Consider the following 19,300-nt stretch of genomic DNA (forward strand, 5'->3'; position numbering starts at 1 on the left):
GAATGCTAAACTTAAATTAAGTTTAGCATCCCTTCTGTTTCAACATTTTATTATCCGCGTAAACGTTCCACGTCGCGAGCAATCATTAGTTCTTCATCCGTTGGAATAACTAACACTTTCACTTTGGATTCTGATGTTGAAATTTCAACTTCTTCGCCACGAATACTATTCAATTCGGGATCCACTTCACACCCAAACCAAGTCATTCCTTTAATGATCTCACTACGTACGTGTGCATCATTTTCACCGATTCCAGCGGTAAAGACAATTGCATCAACGCCATTCATAGTAGTTACATAACCACCAATGTATTTACGAATACGGTCAACAAAAATATCATAAGCTAAGCGGATATGATCTTTTTCGTAATTTTTCTCTAGATCACGCATGTCACTTGATAATCCTGTTAAGCCTAATAAACCAGATTCTTTGTTTAAAACTGTAATCATTTCATCGATTGTCAAATCTAATTTACCCATTAAGTATGGTAAAACAGCTGGATCTAAATCACCTGAACGAGTCCCCATTGTTACTCCTGCTAGCGGTGTGAATCCCATTGATGTATCTACTGATTTTCCACCATCAACAGCGGTAATAGAAACGCCATTACCCAAATGACAAGTAATGATTTTTAAGTCTTCAATTGGTTTATCTAATAGACTAGCTGCACGTTCTGAAACATATCGATGACTTGTACCATGGAAACCATATTTTCTTACTTTAAAGTCCTCATAGTAAGAAGTTGGTAAACTATACAAGTAGTTATGTTTTGGCATAGTTGCATGGAAAGATGTGTCAAATACTGCAACACTGATGATATCAGGCAAGATTTTTTTGAATGCCTTGATTCCCATCAAGTTTGCTGGGTTGTGTAATGGGGCAAATTCTGCCAATTCTGCAATTCGTTCCATTACTTCGTCAGTCACAACAACAGAGTCACTATAAGTTTCTCCACCATGAACGACACGGTGTCCAACACCTGTGATCTCGTCATAAGAACTCAAGATTGTTAATTCAATCAATTGATCCAATAACATTCTAACAGCTATGTCATGGTCAGCGATATCCAAAATTTGTTCGAACTTTTGATTGTCACCATATTTAATTGTAAAAATAGAGTCGCTTAAACCGATACGCTCAACGATTCCTTTGGCGATAACTGTTTCTTCAGGCATTTGATATAATTGCCATTTTAAACTTGAACTTCCAGCATTGATTGCAATTGTTTTAGACATAGTACTCTCCTTCTATTTTGAATGATTACAGAGCAGATGATTTCCAATCTTCAAATTCTTTAAAGAATTCTGTCACCTTTTCTGGTTCTTTAAGTGAAGCAAGTTTAACAAGCAATACTTCTTTGACTTGTTTCGCTTGCGGACCTTTTTTCTGTAAAATTAAAATACTTTTTTGTGATTCTTTTTTGCGGAATAATTCATCTGGCAACTGAACCATCCCTTGAAGATAGCCTTCTTCTTTAAACCATTTTTTGATCATTTCACTTTGATCAGTTTCTAGGAAGTTACTTGGAATCAAGAACAAACCAAAGCCATCTGGTTTTACATATTTCATTGATTGTTCTAACAATAAATGATGTGCATAACTATGACCTTCATCTGCGCTTGTCAAAAATTCACTCGCTTTTTGATCGTTTGGATAATAACCAATTGGTAAATCACTAATAGCTACATCCACAGGGTCAACCAATAAATCCTGTAAACCATCTTGATGAAAGTACTGCACGTTTGCTTTTGTCAATTCACTTGTCGACGCAGCCACGGACAACAACGTATCATCAATATCTACACCAAATCCTTCAACTTGATAGTTGGCAATCTTCAAATTTAAAAGAACTGTTAGTAGTAAGTTACCCATTCCAGCCGAAATATCTAAAATTTTGACTGCTTCTTTTTTATTTGTGAACAACTGTTCAATCAAGAAAACAAATAGATAACCAATACTATCTGGTGTTAGCTGATGATTTGCTTGCAGTCGTTCTGTTTGACCACCTTTTAATAAAAGCAATTGTGACAGACGGCGCCACTCTTCTGGTTCAAAAGACAATTTTTGCAACTCTTTATAAAGAGCCTCAATTTGTTGGACAACTTCTGGTGTTGGCACGCCATCAACTACCCGAACTTGATAATCATCATTTAAATTTTCAGCATTCTCGACATAAGCCTCTAAAAAGGAAGTTCCCAATGCATTTTGTAGCAGCTGAATTGCTTCAAGGTTTTGATTAAACCCTTGCTCCATTTTTTCTGGTAACATGGTGCACCTCATTTCTAGATATATTATAACAATTTTTTCACCTGTTTAATTCTATCGGACAATCACAAAAATTTCAATCGTTTTCACAGTTTTTTTGTTTGTGAAACGACAAACATTCTTTAGCTAAAACAGTGATATAACAGAAAAGAGGACGTTTTCATGATTATTCCTTCATTCTGTACTACTAACTGTATCATTCTGTATCGTTTCTGTAAAATAAAAGTCAAATGTATCAACTGTAATTTGAAATTTCATCTTTTCGTTTTCAATCTCATATTCAACTACTCCTGTAGTATAGATATATTTACCTCTCTGTGTTGTATTTTCAGCTTGTAAAAGTTCTGATAGACAAAGCTCCTTCATTGTTTGTGCTATGTAAAAAAACTTTGTTCGTTGATTAAAATCAATTGTTAATCGATAGCTATCAACCACTGCTGTTAATAAAAAGCCACACAGCAAAAACAATAATAAAGTAGAAAATAAAATGTTTCCCTTAACCCTGTTTTTCTTTCGTTGGTCATGGCTTCGTCCATTTGCCATACCCTCGTTCTCCGTTTTCAAATTTAACTTCCAGTATGACTTCATTGCCCTTCTCCTCAAAACTAAACTCGCTCACATTCATGAGCATTGGTTGATGTCCGCCAGCAACTTGTCTTTTTCGAATAACTGATTGATATTGTTCAATAATATACGTTTTATTTTCTATCACATAGCAAAATTGTCTGCTTTCTATACCCAGTAATGTGCTACCCGCCACTTCATTTTCAAATTGCGTCAAAAAAATCAACCATTCTTTTTGATCCTTCCTTTGTAAATACTGATCTACCTGGTCTGCGCGTCGAATAATCAAGGTAATTGTTAGTATCACTCCACTAAAAACAAGAAAAGATATCAAACACTCAATCAGAGTAAAGCTTGGATACTTCTGAATTTTTTTCAATTTCCAATACGACCTTCCCCTTAACTTCAATCCCGACTTTTTGAATAGCACCTTGTTCTGCTTGAAAAACAATCTTACTTTTTATTGGTTGTTCTCGAGTAATATAATTTGCTCCCTCATGCAGCCGGTAATTTCGTGCCTCTTCATAAATAATGCGTGCAAGTTGAACTTCTCGATTACTCTTTTGTCCTTGCTCTAACAAAAAGGTCTGATGTGCACTGATGCCATAGACGATGATTAAGGTTAAACCCAATGCTGTCATTGTTTCCAATAATATGTAGCCAGACTTATTCGATTTTTTTCGTATAATGACCACTTCCTAACTGGAATTGATAAGTAATTGTTTGTTTTTTCTTCGGCCAGTAAAACTGATAAGTTTTTAGTGAACTGTTATTTCCCGTTCGACCAGCAAAAGTCACTGTCCCATGACGTTGAATTTTTAAATTTTCTGGTATTTTTAGATATGCCCAATCAAACGTGATGTATTTAGGTACACCAAAGTAAATTTTTTGTTGATTATCGGTTAGATGCATTCGAGTCGCTTGCTGACTGACAATCGCAATCTTTTGCGTTGTATAAATTCGTTTTTCAAACTGACTGAAAAATTGATGCACCACTATGTCTTTTTGCAAATGATCAAACGAAAAAACAGGAACTGCTACGAAGAACAACGTAATTAGAAAAACAACTAATGATTCTACTAAAGTAAACCCTGCGTATTTATTTCTTATTGTAGACATCTGCGTGTTCTTGCTTGATATAGCCCTCTGCAAGTAGCTCATCAATAGTTGGGACTTTTCCATCATTTTGTAAAGCATACAATTCTTTTTGTGTATCAACTAACTGAACCACTGCTGCTTGGCTTTCTTTATCCACATGATTTTTGTATTTTGAAAGGTTGGGTACAAATAATAAAATCAACACACTGATAATTAACAAAACTATCAGCATTTCAATCAAAGTAAACGCATTCGCCTTTCTCGATAGATTTACCTTAAATTGCTCGTTCTTACTTACATTTTCTATCCTCATGAAATAACCTCCTCAAGATTTCCATAAATTGGTAATAAAACCGCTGCATAAATCATTAATATTAAACAAGCAATCACTAAAAAGAGTACGGGTTGAATCCAACTTAACCATCGATTTAACCGTTCAAAAAAATGTTGTCGTGTGTAATTACTATAAAATAATAATTCTTTACCTAAATTTCCCTTTAACTCTCCTTGCTGAACGATTGTGCTGAACTCTTCGGTTAAAAAAGAGTATTTTTCAAATTGAGTTGCTAATGAAATTCCTTTTTCCAATTCATTTGCCATTTGTAAAGCTAACCGTTGCATCAAACTTCCTGTTTTTGTCTCTTTTAAACAAAAAACGACTTGTTTCAACTCAAGACCTTCATTAAAAAGTTTCCCTAATTCCAACGAAAAATAAGCAGATTGATACAACGTATAAACTGGACCTAAAATTTTCAACTGACTAAGCCACTGACTCTGCCGTAATGAATTTCCCTTCCGATCAAAAAATCGAATAGCTCCATATAAAAGAATTAGCAACATCAAAATGCCGAACACGTACCAGTGAAATGTTTGGATCAACTGAATTCCCCAATGATTTTGGGGAACCATCTCTGAAATTAACAACTGTGGTAAGACAATTTGACGCATACTAAACAAGATGCCAATCAAAAACAACGAAAGCAATGCAGGATAGCTTAATAATTTTTGCAACTCTTTGCGAAATGCACCCATTCGTTGAAATTGGTCGGCTATGCTTTCCAATGTAGTTATTAAATTCCCGTGAACTTCAGCCAATTCCACCTGTACAAGATAAGTTTTATTAAATCCACAGTAAGCTAGTATTTCCGTAAATGATCCACCAGAAATCACTATTTTTTGAGCTTGTTCTAGTAGTTCAACCGGAAATAATTTCAACTTAATTACTAACTGCAATGCTTCTTGCAAACTGAAGCCATTGCTCAATAAATCAGCAATGATTTGAATAAACTGTTGTTGCTGTTTTTTATTCAATTTCTTCAAATGGATATGACCTCCAGTCGTTTCTTTCTGCCTGAAGATGACTTGTTTGCCAACATTTTTCTTTCACCACTTGAAAGGTAGCTTCTTTATCACTTCGCTTAGTTGGTTCTTCCTGTATTTTTTCAAAAAACTGATAACTCCATAACACAGCAGAAGACTGTTCTTTATCTGGTAGTATTTCTTGATAAACAATCCCTTTTAAACAGTCTATTAATGCTTGCTGGTAACCCATCAATTCTTCGATTCTTGGCAGGATCCCTGCTAGCTCTCTAGCATGAATCGTGGCAAACACCCGATGGCCAGTCAATGCCGCACGTAAAGTCATTTGGGCAGTTAACGCATCTCTTATCTCTCCAACAATCAATAGATCTGGTCGATGACGCAAAGAAAGTTTTAACAGTTCCTCATAGCTTTGGTGAATTTTCTCATTGACTTGTAGTTGTAAAAATGTCGCTTCTTCCAGCTCTACAGGATCTTCCACCGTAATGATTTGTTCTGCATTTTCTTGGGCTAAACGATACATTAAAGAGGTTTTTCCTGATCCAACCGGACCACTAAAGAGATATAATCCTCTTTCCTTAGTATACCGGTGTAATGCTACTAGATCTTCTGTAGAAAAACAGCGAAAATGCTGGTCACTAAGTGGATAAAGCAAACGAATCACCAAGGTTTCTCGGTGCTGATAATCCCCAACAGACGAGAGCCTCAATCGAATTTTCTCATTGACACTTGAATGCTCGCTCCCATAAGTCAGTGCACCAGATTGTACTTTTCTTTTTTCACCAATATCCATTTGCCCTAAGTACTTGAATCTGGAAATCAACTGTTGGCCTATTTCTTTTGAAAAATTCTGCTTTAATGTTCGGTTTTTACCTTTACGTTCAAAAAGTTGATAATCTTCTGCTTTTGGCAAAATGTAAACATCTTCTATTCTTCTTTTGTAGGCATCTGCAATGATTTTATCTGATAATTTTTTAATGTCCATTATCCTCCCCTCCAATAAAAACATACGCTTTTATCAATTTTTTATCGTAGATTTTGATAATTTCATAAAAAATGTTGGCTAAATCCGAATTTGTGTTATACTATTAAAAATTTATCTTAGGAGGCGCCACCTTGGAATCATTGCTAAAAAAACATCTTTTAGTTGCGAGCAAACAACAACCAGCAGATTTAGTTATCAAGAATGCCAAAATCGTCAATGTCTTTACCAGAAAAATTATGTCAGGTACCCTTGCTATCAGTGACGGGAAAATCATTGGAATTGGCGAATATGAAGGGAAACAAACTTACGATGCAAATCATCAGTACTTAGTTCCAGGTTTTATTGATGGACATGTTCATATTGAAAGCTCTCTGCTTTGTCCACAAGAATTTGCTAAAATTTCTGTGTTGCATGGTGTGACAACTGTTGTAACAGATCCTCATGAGATTGGAAACGTTGCTGGCAGTACCGGCTTGAAATTCATGCTGGAAGATGCTAAAAAATCACCGATGAATATTTTTTTCATGCTCCCTTCTTGTGTTCCCGTTACACCTTTTGAAACAAATGGCGCTGTCCTAGATGCCGAAACCTTGGCGACCTTCTTAGAAATGCCTGAAGTTCTTGGCCTTGCTGAAGTAATGAACTATCAAGCAGTCGCAAATGCTGAAACAGAAATTTTAGACAAACTTCAATTAATGCTTGATCATCACAAAAAAATTGATGGCCACGCAGCTGGAATTACTGGTGATGCGTTGAATGTTTATCCTGTTGCTGGTATTCGGACTGACCACGAAGCCACGACTACTGAAGAAGCGAGAGAAAGACTTGATTTAGGGATGTACTTGATGATTCGTGAAGGGACTGTTGCAAAAGATTTAGCTGCTCTCTTTCCAGCCATTACCCCAGAAAATTCTCGACGTTGCTTTTTTGTTACTGATGATAAGTTAATTAATGATTTAGTGAGTGAAGGATCGATTGATTATATCGTCCGAAAGGTGATTGAATTAGGGATGGACCCGTTGCAAGCAATCCAAATGGCAACACTAAATGCAGCGGAATGTTTCGGTTTATCCACGATTGGCGCTGTTGCGCCAGGTTATCAAGCCGACTTTTTCTTAACAGATAACCTTGAAACATTACCAATTCGAGAAGTATTTCATAATGGTGAACAACTTGTTACCAATGGAAACTTTATCAGTGAAACAAGTGAACAACCAAAAAATTCTCTGATTGAGCACTTACCAAGCATGGCAGTTGCACCTCTAACAAAAGCTTCTTTAAACCTGCCTTTAAGTTCAAATGAAGCCCATATCATCGAGATTATTCCTAACAGCTTGATTACTAATGATTTACTTGCAGAAGTCACTGTTCAATCTGGGGTCTTTGTTCCTTCTATTGAAAAAGATTACCTGAAAATTGCTGTTATTGAACGACACAAAGAAACTGGAAATATTGGTCTGGGCATCGTCAAAGGTTTCGAACTAAAAGAGGGCGCCTTAGCAACTACGATTTCGCATGATTCTCATAATATTGTTGTCGTCGGAACAAACGATGAGGATATGCTTTTTGCTATAGAACAGCTAATCAAAGAAGGTGGTGGCATGATTGCTGTCAATCATCAACAGGAATTGGCAAGCTTACCACTTAAGATTGGCGGATTGATGTCTCAAAAACCTTTTTTAGAAGTGAATCAAGAATTAACTAGCTTAACAAATGCTGCCCATCAAATTGGTGCTAGTCAGCTCTTCGATCCCTTTTTGACCTTATCATTTTTAACATTATCTGTTATTCCTGAGTTAAAAATCACAGATATGGGACTTTTTTCCTTTTCAAAATTCCAACTTATTCCGCCATGCTAACAAGAAAATGTCTGTAGCAGAAATAGTCCGCTTAGTAAATAAAAAAAATTACCAGAACTTGTTTCTCAAATTTTTGCGTAATTTAAGTTTACTTGGAAGAAATTACTTCTTGAACATTGCAGCTGAAGGTTATGGCACAACGCACTTAACCCCGAAAAATCACTCATAGCTGACAAAAATAGCATTCCATATTTTTAGATTGTTGTGAATGATTTTTAAGAGTTGATTTAGGAATATCCCTTATTCGAAAAAAGGAGGTGTGACAAGACTTTTGTCACACCTCCTTTTAATTATTTTGTTTTATCTTTAAATTGCGCTTCCACTCGATAAATCCGTTGGCCACGAGAAGAAAATTTTTCTTCATACTCTGTCATAATATTTCCTTCAAATGTACTCTCATGTAAATCAAGCCAGACTTGTTTGATAATCATACCATACTGTGAAAAACTTGCTAAGGAATACTCAAACAATCCTTGATTATCTGTTTTGAAATGGATTTCACCAGCTGGTCGTAAAATTTGTTCATCCACCGCTAAAAAGGTTTTAAAAGTCAAACGACGTTTTTCATGACGCTTTTTTGGCCATGGATCAGAAAAGTTCAAATAAATCTGATCGACTTCACTGTCCGCAAAATACTCTGTCAGTGCTGAGCCATCAACATGAAGTAATTTCAAATTAGGTAGCGGCTCTTCAATCAATTTATCTAATGCCAGAGAAATAACACTGACTTGCATTTCCACGCCAATGTAATTGATTTCTGGATGTGCCTTTGCCATTCCATTGATGAATTGACCTTTTCCCATTCCAATTTCGATATGAATTGGATGATTGTTACCAAAGAGTTCAGCCCATTGACCTTTCCATTCAGTCGGATCACTAATAACAAACTCTGGATGTGCCGCTAATAATTCTGTTGCACCAGGACGATTTCTAACACGCATAATTCATAATTCCTTTCTCAAATAAAAAAGGTTGGCCAAATCTCCAAAGAGTTTGGGCTCAACCTCAGCCACTAAAAATTCGTTTTAATTGTAAAATTTCTTCATTCATTCGTCGGTCATCTCCTCGAAGGCAATACCGAGTAATTTCTTGTAATAAATTCATCACCGCGTACCAGTGAAGTTTCTCGAGAACTTCATTCGTTGGGCGAATACCATAACTAATCAACCATTGATTCCAATTTGAAAGTGGAACATAATTTCCTAAAATCGTTCCAATATCAACTGCTGGGTCAGCGAACATGATTGAATCCCAATCAACTAAATATAAATAATTTTTACAGACTAGCCAATTACGATGGTTCACATCTCCATGAACAACAGCAAAATCTTTTTTATCTGTATGAGGAACCTGTTGACTCAAAAATTGATGCACAAGTTGGATAAACTGATTTTTTTTTAGTATTTCTGGGAGTTCTTGGTTGTATTTCTTCAACATCGTCTCAGGTGTGACAACGCGACCACCTATTCGATTCAACATTGTTTTTAATGATTCAGAATGATGTAAATGGTATAAAACATCAATAACATCGTTTCTTTGCCCAATTTCTGCGGTAGTCAATAAGCGACCATCTAACCACTCTTGAGCTGTTAATGTATCTCCGTTCCCTGTTCTTTTAGTCCAAACAAGTTTTGGAGTAATTCCTTCTCGAGATAACGCAGCAAGCATGGGGGTCGTATTACGCTTGATGAAGACCTTATCCTCATCACGCATGCCTATGTATGTTTTTCCTGTATCACCTTTGATGGGCCGTAACCGCCACTCTTGGTCTAACTGAAACTCCATCATGCTTTCTCCCATCCTCTTAAACTCTTTCATTTGCAGTAATTATTATTCTAGTCGCCCAGACACATAACGTCAAGCACATATACGTTCTTTTTCAGCATTTTTTCATTCAAAAAACCAACTTTTCTAAAAAAGAAAAATAGGGGCTAAGACAAAAGTAGCTTAAATAGAAAAAACGCCTAAAATTCGTTTTTGAAAACGTTGATTTTAGGCGTTTTTTAAATTAAAAAATGCGTTAAAAATGACTGGATTTTTAGTTTTGTCTCAGTCTCATTTCGTCTTGGGCAGTTCTTACTCTGCCAGTTTTTTCAGACGTGTAGGAACGTACATTTTTACGAACAGAAAAACAAAGATCAGATAAACCAAAATAGGAATCCAGCGTTCTATTCCAGACAAAACAAACGCTGCAATTACTCCAAAAATAAGAGCTGCTAAAACTAATATTCCCAACAATAATTGCTGAATAGCTGTTTTTTTCTGCGCCTCTTTTACAGGATACAATTGAACTAACACCATATAGCGAAATTGACTATACAATGGTAGCAATTGGAAACCAATCAAGTACAAGAATAATGCGCCAATAATCAGACTAAATGTTAAATCTGTTACCCCTACGATCAGTAAACTGCCAATCAATAGTAATCTCAAATATAGTCCACTAAAATCTGAACCACGGGCAAATCGTCTAGCATACAAGTAAAGATATGTTTTACTTTGATCCCCTTTAATTTTCTTCAATAGCGAATCTAGGTAACGACGTCGTTTTACCTTTGCTGAAATTTCTGGTACATCGGTAAATAAATTGATAAATTGATAAATTTGATGAAGGCGGCTTTCTTCCATTTGAATCATTTTTTCCCAATCAAGCTGTACTTCATTTTTTCGCCATAAATACCAATAATAAATACCTGCTTGTATCAAGGAACCAGCTAAACCTAACCAAATGGATGCATAAAAAGTAAGTAATAAAATGGCAAAAGCTGAAACATACCATCCCATTTTAAACCAACGTAACACTTGACTAGAAAATCGAAAAAGTTCTGCCCGTTTCACTTGTAGATGACCCGTTTTTAGGCTGATAAGTAAGACCAAATAGATTAGGTACATTGAAAATGGCTGACCGGTACTCACTACTATTAACGGCATTGCAAATCCACTAGCTAAAAATAAAACAACTGATGGAAATACACAAGAATAGCGAAACGCTTCACTTAAGTACGCTCGCATTGCTTTTTCTTTCGGCAATAAAAAAACAATATCTGCTGCCTCTGCAAAAGTAGCAATTTTTCCTACCGCCAAGCTAAGCAGCCAAAAAATTGAAACAATCAGTCCACCAAATACAAAAGAAGGAGTTAAATTCTTTAGCCAACTGGAATAATAAAAGCCAATTCCTCCCACCAAAAAAAGACAAACTAACACAAAATGATCATTGAAAACATAGCGCATATACTTTAGCATTTTTTTTTGGTGTCTAGCTAAACGTTTTCGAAAAAAATCATTCATGCTTCTTGCTCCTTCGTTAATGCGACATAAATCTCATCCAGTGATGAATCCGGAAGATTGAATGCTTCCCTTAGCTCTTGTAGTGTCCCTTGCGCTCGAACTTCACCATTATGTAAAACAATAAAGCGATCACAGTATTTTTCAGCAGTTGCCAAAATATGCGTTGACATCAAAATCGCAGAACCACTTTGTTTCATTTCAACCATCAATTCTAACAACGCATTGATTGCTAAAGGATCAAGTCCTAAAAAAGGTTCATCAATGATATATAGCGATGGTTCAATCAAAAAAGCACATAAAATCATGACTTTTTGCTTCATTCCTTTTGAAAAATTAGCAGGAAACCAGTCTAAACGTTTTTCCAAGCGAAACGTCTCTAATAATTTTTCTGCTCGTTTCAGCGCTACTTCCAGTGGAATATCATAAGCCATAGCAGTCACTTCAATATGTTCACGTAAAGTTAATTCTTCATATAATGAAGGTGTTTCTGGAATATAGCCAATTTGTTTCCGATAATTTTCACTATCACTTTTTAATGTTAGATCATCAATTTCAATTTTTCCTTTAGTTGCTTCTAACAACCCAATGATATGTTTGATCGTTGTACTTTTACCAGCACCATTTAAGCCAATCAAGCCAACCATTTCACCTGAATGTACTTCAAAACTTATATCTTTTAAAACAGGAAGATGTCCATATCCCCCCGTCACATGTTCAATCGTTAAACTCATTTCTTTTCCTCCAATGATCTTGTTTACTCGCTCTTTTATTATACCATGAAGAAAATGGCGACAATTTGTTTTTTTCCTTACAACCATCGGAACTTATGGTAAAGTTAACTTAGCCAAAATATTCTTAGCAGAAAGGATGTCTCGAATGGAAAACTGTATTTTTTGCAAAATTATCAACCAAGAAATTCCTAGCTATAAAATTTATGAGGATGACAAAGTGTATGCGTTTTTGGACTTATCACAAGCTACAAAGGGCCACACCTTAGTCGTACCCAAACGCCACGTTTCTGATATTTTTGATTACGACCAAGAACTAGCTGGTGCTGTCTTTTCATGTGTGCCGAAAATTGCTCGTGGTCTAGAAAAGGCATTTCCTGATATGAAAGGTTTAAATATTTTGAATAACAATCGCGAGTTGGCATACCAGTCAGTATTTCACTCGCATATCCATCTGGTACCACGCTACGCAAAAACAGATGATTTTTCAATTCATTTTGGTAATCATCAAGCAGATTACTCAGCAAGTGAATTGACAGCTATTCAGGAAATCATTGAAGCGCAGGTGAACGACATTGATTAAAAACTTTCTTAAAGGTCTCGTATTTGGTTCAGCTGTAGGTGCTGTAGGTGGACTTCTTTTTGCCCCAAGAAGTGGCAATGATACCCGCCAAAAATTAATTGACGAGTTAGATGAAGCTGCTGATTTAACGATGGAATTAAATAATAGTCTCAGCCACTTTAAAGAGGCATTGATTGAAACAAAAGAAACGGCATCTACCCTTATTCCAGAATTTCAAGACTCTATTCAAAAAGATGTACAGGAATTTAAATTTCAAGCAGAACCAAGAATTGCTCAAATCCAAGAACAAATAGAAAAAATTTCTGCAAGCTTGCCTGAACTTCCTGAAGAAAATCTTCATTAATTGAGTCAAAATACAACGATTATGCATTCTAAACTGTTTTTTTGTTATACTCTCGTAATGAATGTGATTAAAACATGAATTTTCTTTGAAACTATTCACTAGAAGCTTTTTTTTAGGAATTAGAATATGGTATAGTTGTAGATGTGAACAACTAAATATAAAAAAACAGGAGTGCAAAACTAAAATGAAAAGAAAAAAAATAATTTTAGCAGCGACTAGTGCCTTAGCTGTCCTAACGCTAGCTGCTTGTTCTGATGGTACAAACAAAGATATCGCTACAATGAAAGGTGGAACAATCACTGTTTCTGACTTTTATGACGAAGCAAAATTGGAATCATCTAACCAAACTTTAGTTCAACGAATGATTATTTACAAAGTATTCAATAACAAATATGGCGACAAAGTAACTGATAAAAAAGTTGATGCTGAATACAAAAAACAAGCAGAATCATTAGGTGATGGTTTTGAATCTCAATTGAAAGCTGCTGGTTACACAGAAGATTCTTACAAAGATTATATCCGTAACAACCTAGCTCTTGAAGCTGGACTGAAAGCACATGTTGATATCACTAAAGATGACTTAAAAACTGCTTGGGAATCTTTCCATCCAGAAGTTGAAGCACAAATCATCAAACTTTCAAGTGAAGATGATGCGAAAAGTGTCAAAGAAAAAGCTGATAAAGGTGATGATTTCACTAAATTAGCAAAAGAAAACTCAACTGATACAACAACTAAAGATGACGGTGGCAAAATCAAATTTGATTCTGAAACAACAACTGTCCCTAACGAAGTGAAAGAAGCTGCTTTTAAATTAAAAGATGGAGAAATTTCTGACGTGATTTCTGCAACAAATGCTTCCACTTATGCAACTGATTACTACGTTGTAAAAATGGTTAAAACTTCTTCTAAAGGCGACGACATGGATAAATACAAAGATGAATTAAAAGAAATCGCCACTCAAACAAAATTGAACGATAGCGCATTTACAACAAAAGTTATCGGTGAAGTATTAAAAGAAGCTAACGTGAAAATCAAAGACGATGCTTTCGAAAGTGTCTTGAGCGCATTCACAACATCTTCTTCAGGTTCAGAAGCAACATCTGATTCTGAAAAATCAACAGACTCTTCATCTACAGAAAAATCAACTGAAGCAACTGATAGCTCAGAAACAGCAACTACAGACTCTTCAAAATAAATTTTGTAATTAAAAAAGAAGTAAAGCAGACTCGTGAAATTGAGTCGCTTTACTTCTTTTTTTTATTGTTTAAACAAACTAGTTAAATCTCTTTCGGTACATAGAAACTGCGGTTATCCATACCAAAAATTCGATCTGTATATTTTCCAGGTTCCGTTTGACGAATAGAAGTCAACATCATTTGCATTGACGCATCAATATTATCAATTTGATGTAAAATTTCAGCTTCCATGATTCTTGGTCGCACAGGTGAACCATATTCCAATAGCCCATGATGTGCTAGCACCATGTGTCTTAGCACTAAAACATCTTCATCTTCTTCACTGATTTTCAATGCAATACAAGCTTTAGTAATTTCTTCATCTACAAGGACTAAATGCCCTACCAAATTACCAGCTAACGTGTATTCTGTTGACATTGGACCAGATAACTCAATGACTTTACCCAAGTCATGTAAAATAATCCCAGCATATAGTAATGCGCGATTGATTTCTGGATATTCATCTGCAATTGCTTTTCCTAAGTGAAGCATCGTTAATGTATGATAAGCTAGACCACTAGCAAACGCATGATGATTTCTTTTTGCTGCTGGAAACTCGAAAAATTGTTTTTGATACTTATTTAATAAATACCGTACGATACGATTCCAGTGTGCATTCGTAATTTCAAACAATAATTGATTGATTTCTTCTTCCATTACTTCTTTTTTTATTGGCGCCCGTTCCATATAAAGACTAGGGTCACTAGGTTCATCAATTTTTGTTAAACGCATATGGATAATTTTCACTTGAGGATTTCCTTGATACATTTCTCTTTTACCACTCAAAAATACCACAGTTCCCGCAGTAAATTTGCTGATTTCTTCCTCAGAAGCATCCCAATATTTTCCATCAATCGTTCCAGAAGTATCTTGGAAAGTAAACGCAATAAATTTTTTACCGTTTTTTGCCATTCTTACATCAGCATTTTTTATTAAGACGAACAATTCAAACTGTTCATCAATGACTAATTCACGAATTTTTTTCATCTTATGCTCCTTCTAACCTTTTCACGGATTGTTGTAACTCTTGATAATAGCTTAACATTTCTTTGTCAGAAGAAAAACAAATTATCTGATACTTTTTACCAAACTCTGCTAAAAGTTTTGCTAAGTAATACTTTCTGTGCGAATCATAATGTAGCCATCCATCGTCAATAATTACTGGACAAAGTGCTCGATTTGCTTCCAAAGAAAGATAAGCAAACCGCATTGCCATGATTAATTGATCTTTGGTACCTGTAGACAGTTCATAAATAGGAAATTCTGTCTTTCCATCTGTGAGCGTCAGTAAGTCTTCTTTTAATAAAATCCTTTGATACTTGCCGTCAGTTAGTAATCCAAAATAATAAGTAGCCTCTTTTAACAACTGTGGCAATTGTCGCTCACTCATTTCAGTCGATAGATCGCCTAAAAAAGTGCCGGCAACTTCATATGCTCCCCACTGCACCATCAAGTGTTCTAATTCTGCCTTTTGACGACTTTCTTCTTGATACAGTTCATCAAGTGTACCATCTTTTTGTAATTCCTCAACCTGAATGTTCAAGCGTTGTTGTTGTTCACTTGCAGCTTTTTCTTCTAGTTGTCGTTGTCGTTGCAATTGGTCTAAACGAATGATTTCTTGTTCTAAAAATACGCGTGTCATTTTTTCAGGAAATAATGGTGTTACTATTTTACTTAACTCAGCAAGTCTTTCTTTTTTTTGAATCGTTTCGTGGGCTTTTTGCAGAAATAGTGGCACCTCAGATGGATAAGCAAGCTGTGCCTCATTAAGTTGTTGCGTATACTCTTGTAGCCACGCTTTTTGTTTCTTCTTCAATTGATTAATTTCTTGCGTGAGTAAGGTATTTTGCTGGTAGCTACGAGCAAATTTCATTTGTTCCATTTCTTGAACAAATTGTGCCAGTAGGTCCATTTTTTCAGAAATGAGTTTATCTTGAACTGGTAGCCATTCTTGAACAACATCAAATTTTTGCTCTAGGAATAGTAACTTCTCTTGAATCTCTCTTTCTCTTTTTTGCTTTCGTTCATAAATAGCACAAAGACGTTGATAATCCGTAACTTCTTGACCATACTCCTTCATCAGCTCCACTGTATTCAATTGCTTTAGGGACCATTGAGCAGCCAAGTACTGTACTTGTTGATCAAGCTGTTGTTGCATTCGTTGATTTTGTTTCCTATTTTCTTCAACTTCTGCGATTTGTGCAGACGCGACATCCAATTGCCCCAGTTTTTCTTGCCACATTCCTTTGACTTCTAATGAATTACTTTTGCTATCTTTTTCTTTGTTAAGAAAGTAGCTTCCTACAAGCCCTGCTCCACCAAGTAATGAGATTATTTTCCAAGGGAAAGGCAATAACAAGCCTATGACGATGAAAACTCCACCAGCAACCATATAAGGAATACTATTCCGCTTTTTTTTCTCCATCTGCTGGTTCTGTAAAAGAAAAGGGTACCGCGCTTCTAACTGGCTAATTTCTGCATCAATCAATTCCTGTTGTTCTTTTGCAATTTGTAGTCGAATTGTCAATTGTTGGTCTTCTTCTTGAAATTGTCTATTTTGTGAAAACAGTGCCTTCCATTCGGGGCTTTGCTGAAATTCTACTGGCTGATTTTGTCTTTGCCAACCCCAGCGTTCTTCTAAAATCTTTAACTCTGCTTCTGTTTCTCGTGTTTCTACCTGAAGTCTTTGCCATTCATTGACTAACTGCTCAACTTGAGTCTGTTCCTTTAAAAGAGCTTTTAATTCTGTTTCTTGTTCTAAGAAAAAATAGTATCGTGCTGATTGCTGATCCATGCCGCTATGTTTTTCTAACGTTGATTCTAGTTCTTCCAAACGTTCACTCATTTGTTGATACCTGCTAGAAAACTCTTGCAAATCTGTCAGCAACTGTTCACTTGGTAATTCATTAAGTGTATTTTCTTGTAATTCTTGCCATTCTTCATAAAGTGAAAAATTGATTTTTTGCTGATTTAGTTGCAATAATTTTTCATTGTTCCTTGATAATTCTTGTCTCAACTTATCTTGCTTTTTTTTCGCAGCCTGTTCTTGCATTACAAGTTGGCTAAAAAAATCTTCTTGTGCTTGTTTCTGATAAATTTTTTCTTGTAAACTTTTCCAACTATTTAATTTTTGATTAATAAGTAATTTTTGACCTTTTTTCTTATATAAATTTTGAGCTTGATTATAATACTCTTGTCGCTTTTGAAAAACTTGTGAACTTCCAGTAATACCTAGTGAAATCAGCATATCATGTAGTTCTTTTTCTCTAAGATGATCCAATTCTGATAACTGTTCTTGTTGAAAAGTGAAAACTTGCTGAAATAATTCTCTAGTCAATGGTGAAATCAGCTGTCCCAGGAGTATTTCACTTCCTGTTTGTTCACCAAAAACAACTTTTGCCTTTCCACGATTCTGTTGTTTATAGCGCTCGACCATAAATTCACCATGAACAGGATGTTCGAACCAGACACGACCACCATAAGCCGCTCCATCTTTTGGTGTATAGTCTTTCTTTTTTCTCCCTTTTGATGGAAAGCCAAAGAGGATTGCTTGAATAAACTGATAAACAGTCGATTTTCCTGCTTCGTTTTCGCCATAAATCAATTGATTACCTGAAGAAAAATCAAAACTCTTTTGACGCCATTTTCCAAAAGCATTAATTTCAATCCGTAAAATTTTCATTCATTATCCTCCTTGAATTGAAAATCCTGATTGATTAATTCTTGTGCAGCAAGTAATGTCTCACTCTGATAATCAGGTAACTCATTCAATAATTTTGTTGCTTCTGGATGGCTATACAATTCACTCAAAATTTGTTTAAAATCTTGAGGAATTTGATAACTTTCAAATAATTGATACTTCAATTTTTTTGAAACAGTTACGGTTATTTGTTTCTGAACAGTATCCTTCATAAGAACAATACGCCATATAAATAAATTTGATGTATACTTTCTTAATTCTTCAATTAAATATTCTAATACTTCACCAGAATCAATTCGCTCCACAATATCCATTCCTAAATGTTCATAGTTAACAATCTCTAGCTCAATTAGATGAAATTTATTGTTAGAAATTTCCAGTTGTCGTTGAACCATGGGAAAAATCTCGTTAGTTGTTCGAACTTGCTCAAAAGAAATTTTTTGACGATGCCAATATACTTCAGCTACTTCTATAGGCGTTGTTTGATATTCACTTCGCTTCAATTCTACTAATGAAACAGACGTTGAAGTTTGTTCCTTTCTCGTGTGTCCTTGAGGTGCGCCAGAATATACGATTCTTCCATGATTGCTAACGATAGTTGGAACATGGATATGACCTAACGCCCAATAATCATAATTTTTTTCTTGCATTTGACTGGAACTAAATGGAGCATAGTTCCCATGATCTTTTGTGCCCAATTCCCCGTGATACATTCCAACATGATAATCGACATTTGCTCGAGAGGGAAACTCTAGTACTTTTTCTTGTTGTATCCATGGATGACAATAGCTAAAAGCACTGATAGCAACTTTTTCACCCGAATTTAGTTTCAGCACTTTTGTTTTTACTTCTTCATCTACAAACAAATGAACATTTTCAGGAAATTCAAACCAGTATCTTTCTTTCTGATAATAATCATGATTTCCAAAAATCATATATACAGGAATATTTATTCGGTTTAAACGTTCCATTTGTTCAAAAAAGTGTTTTTGTGTTTTAAGTGAAGGTTTGTTTTGATGAAAAGTATCTCCAGCAAACAGAACAAAGTCAACTTCATGGAACACTGCTTGATCTACAATATTTGCTAGAACAATCTGATTTGCCTGTATTAATTTTTCTTGAACACGTTTATCGAATGGAATGGATCCTTCAAAAGATCTATCTATATGTAAATCAGCCGCGTGGATAAATTTCACTATCAAATTCCCTCCTTTTTTCTTTTATCATAACATTTTTATGTGTTTTTTTCACCCGAACACGAAAGTTTGTTCGCTTTTTTAATATAGAAATTTTATGAGAATACAAAAAAACAGATGAGCTTAATCACTCATC

20 protein-coding genes are annotated in these 19,300 nt (G+C 35.3%); 4 read left to right on the forward strand and 16 right to left on the reverse strand.

Annotated features, from left to right (window positions below; genetic code table 11):
• Positions 1-50 precede the first annotated feature (50 nt).
• The 9 genes from IGJ66_RS11085 to comGA all read right to left on the reverse strand — a co-directional run bounded on the left by IGJ66_RS11085 (position 51) and on the right by comGA (position 6,232).
• Positions 51-1,235 carry an acetate/propionate family kinase gene (locus tag IGJ66_RS11085; RefSeq protein WP_270608599.1) on the reverse strand — a complete coding sequence of 395 codons (1,185 nt, stop codon included), beginning with the start codon at positions 1,233-1,235 and terminating at the stop codon, positions 51-53.
• 25 nt (positions 1,236-1,260) lie between these two features.
• Complete coding sequence (locus tag IGJ66_RS11090) at positions 1,261-2,268, reverse strand: class I SAM-dependent methyltransferase (protein ID WP_067483071.1); 1,008 nt, start codon at positions 2,266-2,268, stop codon at positions 1,261-1,263.
• Positions 2,269-2,439: 171 nt separating this feature from the next.
• On the reverse strand, positions 2,440-2,808 hold the full coding sequence (gene comGG / locus IGJ66_RS11095; RefSeq protein ID WP_067483073.1) for a competence type IV pilus minor pilin ComGG: 369 nt from the start codon (positions 2,806-2,808) through the stop codon (positions 2,440-2,442).
• On the reverse strand, positions 2,786-3,136 hold the full coding sequence (gene comGF / locus IGJ66_RS11100) for a competence type IV pilus minor pilin ComGF (RefSeq protein WP_430616616.1): 351 nt from the start codon (positions 3,134-3,136) through the stop codon (positions 2,786-2,788). Before comGF ends, comGG begins: the two co-directional genes overlap by 23 nt.
• A gap of 31 nt (positions 3,137-3,167) precedes the next feature.
• Positions 3,168-3,470 carry a hypothetical protein gene (locus IGJ66_RS11105; RefSeq protein WP_430616617.1) on the reverse strand — a complete coding sequence of 101 codons (303 nt, stop codon included), beginning with the start codon at positions 3,468-3,470 and terminating at the stop codon, positions 3,168-3,170.
• 25 nt (positions 3,471-3,495) lie between these two features.
• Positions 3,496-3,948, reverse strand: a complete 453-nt coding sequence (gene comGD, locus IGJ66_RS11110) for a competence type IV pilus minor pilin ComGD (RefSeq protein ID WP_430616619.1) — start codon at positions 3,946-3,948, stop codon at positions 3,496-3,498.
• Positions 3,929-4,240, reverse strand: a complete 312-nt coding sequence (gene comGC / locus IGJ66_RS11115) for a competence type IV pilus major pilin ComGC (protein ID WP_071868905.1) — start codon at positions 4,238-4,240, stop codon at positions 3,929-3,931. Before comGC ends, comGD begins: the two co-directional genes overlap by 20 nt.
• On the reverse strand, positions 4,237-5,286 hold the full coding sequence (gene comGB, locus IGJ66_RS11120; protein WP_430617028.1) for a competence type IV pilus assembly protein ComGB: 1,050 nt from the start codon (positions 5,284-5,286) through the stop codon (positions 4,237-4,239). The genes comGC and comGB overlap by 4 nt, the downstream gene beginning before the upstream one ends.
• Positions 5,231-6,232, reverse strand: coding sequence for a competence type IV pilus ATPase ComGA (gene comGA / locus IGJ66_RS11125; protein WP_285701371.1), 1,002 nt, complete (start codon positions 6,230-6,232; stop codon positions 5,231-5,233). The genes comGB and comGA overlap by 56 nt, the downstream gene beginning before the upstream one ends.
• Before the next feature lie 131 nt (positions 6,233-6,363).
• Here comGA and ade point away from each other — a divergent pair, with 131 nt between their 5' ends.
• Complete coding sequence (ade, locus tag IGJ66_RS11130) at positions 6,364-8,091, forward strand: adenine deaminase (protein WP_430616620.1); 1,728 nt, start codon at positions 6,364-6,366, stop codon at positions 8,089-8,091.
• A gap of 290 nt (positions 8,092-8,381) precedes the next feature.
• Here the strand turns inward: ade and trmB are convergent, their stop codons facing one another.
• The 4 genes from trmB to IGJ66_RS11150 form a co-directional block, all read right to left on the reverse strand.
• The gene (gene trmB, locus IGJ66_RS11135; protein ID WP_067483086.1) at positions 8,382-9,032 is read right to left on the reverse strand and encodes a tRNA (guanosine(46)-N7)-methyltransferase TrmB; all 651 of its coding nucleotides are present in this window, start codon (positions 9,030-9,032) and stop codon (positions 8,382-8,384) included.
• 64 nt (positions 9,033-9,096) lie between these two features.
• On the reverse strand, positions 9,097-9,879 hold the full coding sequence (locus tag IGJ66_RS11140) for a phosphotransferase family protein (RefSeq protein WP_172843754.1): 783 nt from the start codon (positions 9,877-9,879) through the stop codon (positions 9,097-9,099).
• Between the two features lie 288 nt (positions 9,880-10,167).
• Positions 10,168-11,379: an ABC transporter permease gene (locus tag IGJ66_RS11145; protein WP_430616621.1), complete on the reverse strand. Its 1,212-nt coding sequence runs from the start codon at positions 11,377-11,379 to the stop codon at positions 10,168-10,170.
• A complete protein-coding gene (locus IGJ66_RS11150) occupies positions 11,376-12,110 on the reverse strand; it encodes an ABC transporter ATP-binding protein (protein ID WP_086270662.1) in 735 nt (244 codons plus the stop codon). The genes IGJ66_RS11145 and IGJ66_RS11150 overlap by 4 nt, the downstream gene beginning before the upstream one ends.
• A gap of 145 nt (positions 12,111-12,255) precedes the next feature.
• Between IGJ66_RS11150 and IGJ66_RS11155 the strand changes: the two genes are divergently transcribed.
• The 3 genes from IGJ66_RS11155 (at position 12,256) to IGJ66_RS11165 (ending at position 14,228) form a co-directional block, all read left to right on the forward strand.
• Complete coding sequence (locus IGJ66_RS11155) at positions 12,256-12,690, forward strand: HIT family protein (protein ID WP_430616622.1); 435 nt, start codon at positions 12,256-12,258, stop codon at positions 12,688-12,690.
• A complete protein-coding gene (locus tag IGJ66_RS11160; protein WP_430616623.1) occupies positions 12,683-13,033 on the forward strand; it encodes a YtxH domain-containing protein in 351 nt (116 codons plus the stop codon). Before IGJ66_RS11155 ends, IGJ66_RS11160 begins: the two co-directional genes overlap by 8 nt.
• 184 nt (positions 13,034-13,217) lie before the next feature.
• On the forward strand, positions 13,218-14,228 hold the full coding sequence (locus IGJ66_RS11165) for a peptidylprolyl isomerase (RefSeq protein WP_067483096.1): 1,011 nt from the start codon (positions 13,218-13,220) through the stop codon (positions 14,226-14,228).
• Between the two features lie 82 nt (positions 14,229-14,310).
• Here IGJ66_RS11165 and IGJ66_RS11170 read toward each other — a convergent pair whose 3' ends face one another.
• Genes IGJ66_RS11170 through IGJ66_RS11180 form a run of 3 tightly spaced genes read right to left on the reverse strand, consistent with a single transcriptional unit; the run spans position 14,311 to position 19,167 of the window.
• Positions 14,311-15,255 carry a 3'-5' exoribonuclease YhaM family protein gene (locus IGJ66_RS11170; RefSeq protein WP_067483098.1) on the reverse strand — a complete coding sequence of 315 codons (945 nt, stop codon included), beginning with the start codon at positions 15,253-15,255 and terminating at the stop codon, positions 14,311-14,313.
• 1 nt (position 15,256) lies between these two features.
• Complete coding sequence (locus IGJ66_RS11175) at positions 15,257-17,950, reverse strand: AAA family ATPase (protein ID WP_430616624.1); 2,694 nt, start codon at positions 17,948-17,950, stop codon at positions 15,257-15,259.
• Entirely contained in the window at positions 17,947-19,167 is a 1,221-nt protein-coding gene (locus tag IGJ66_RS11180) for a metallophosphoesterase family protein (RefSeq protein WP_067483124.1), read from the reverse strand. The genes IGJ66_RS11175 and IGJ66_RS11180 overlap by 4 nt, the downstream gene beginning before the upstream one ends.
• Positions 19,168-19,300: the final 133 nt, after the last annotated feature.

This window comes from Enterococcus sp. DIV0176 (genome assembly GCF_050528535.1).
In the GTDB taxonomy this organism is placed as follows: domain Bacteria; phylum Bacillota; class Bacilli; order Lactobacillales; family Enterococcaceae; genus Enterococcus_B; species Enterococcus_B thailandicus.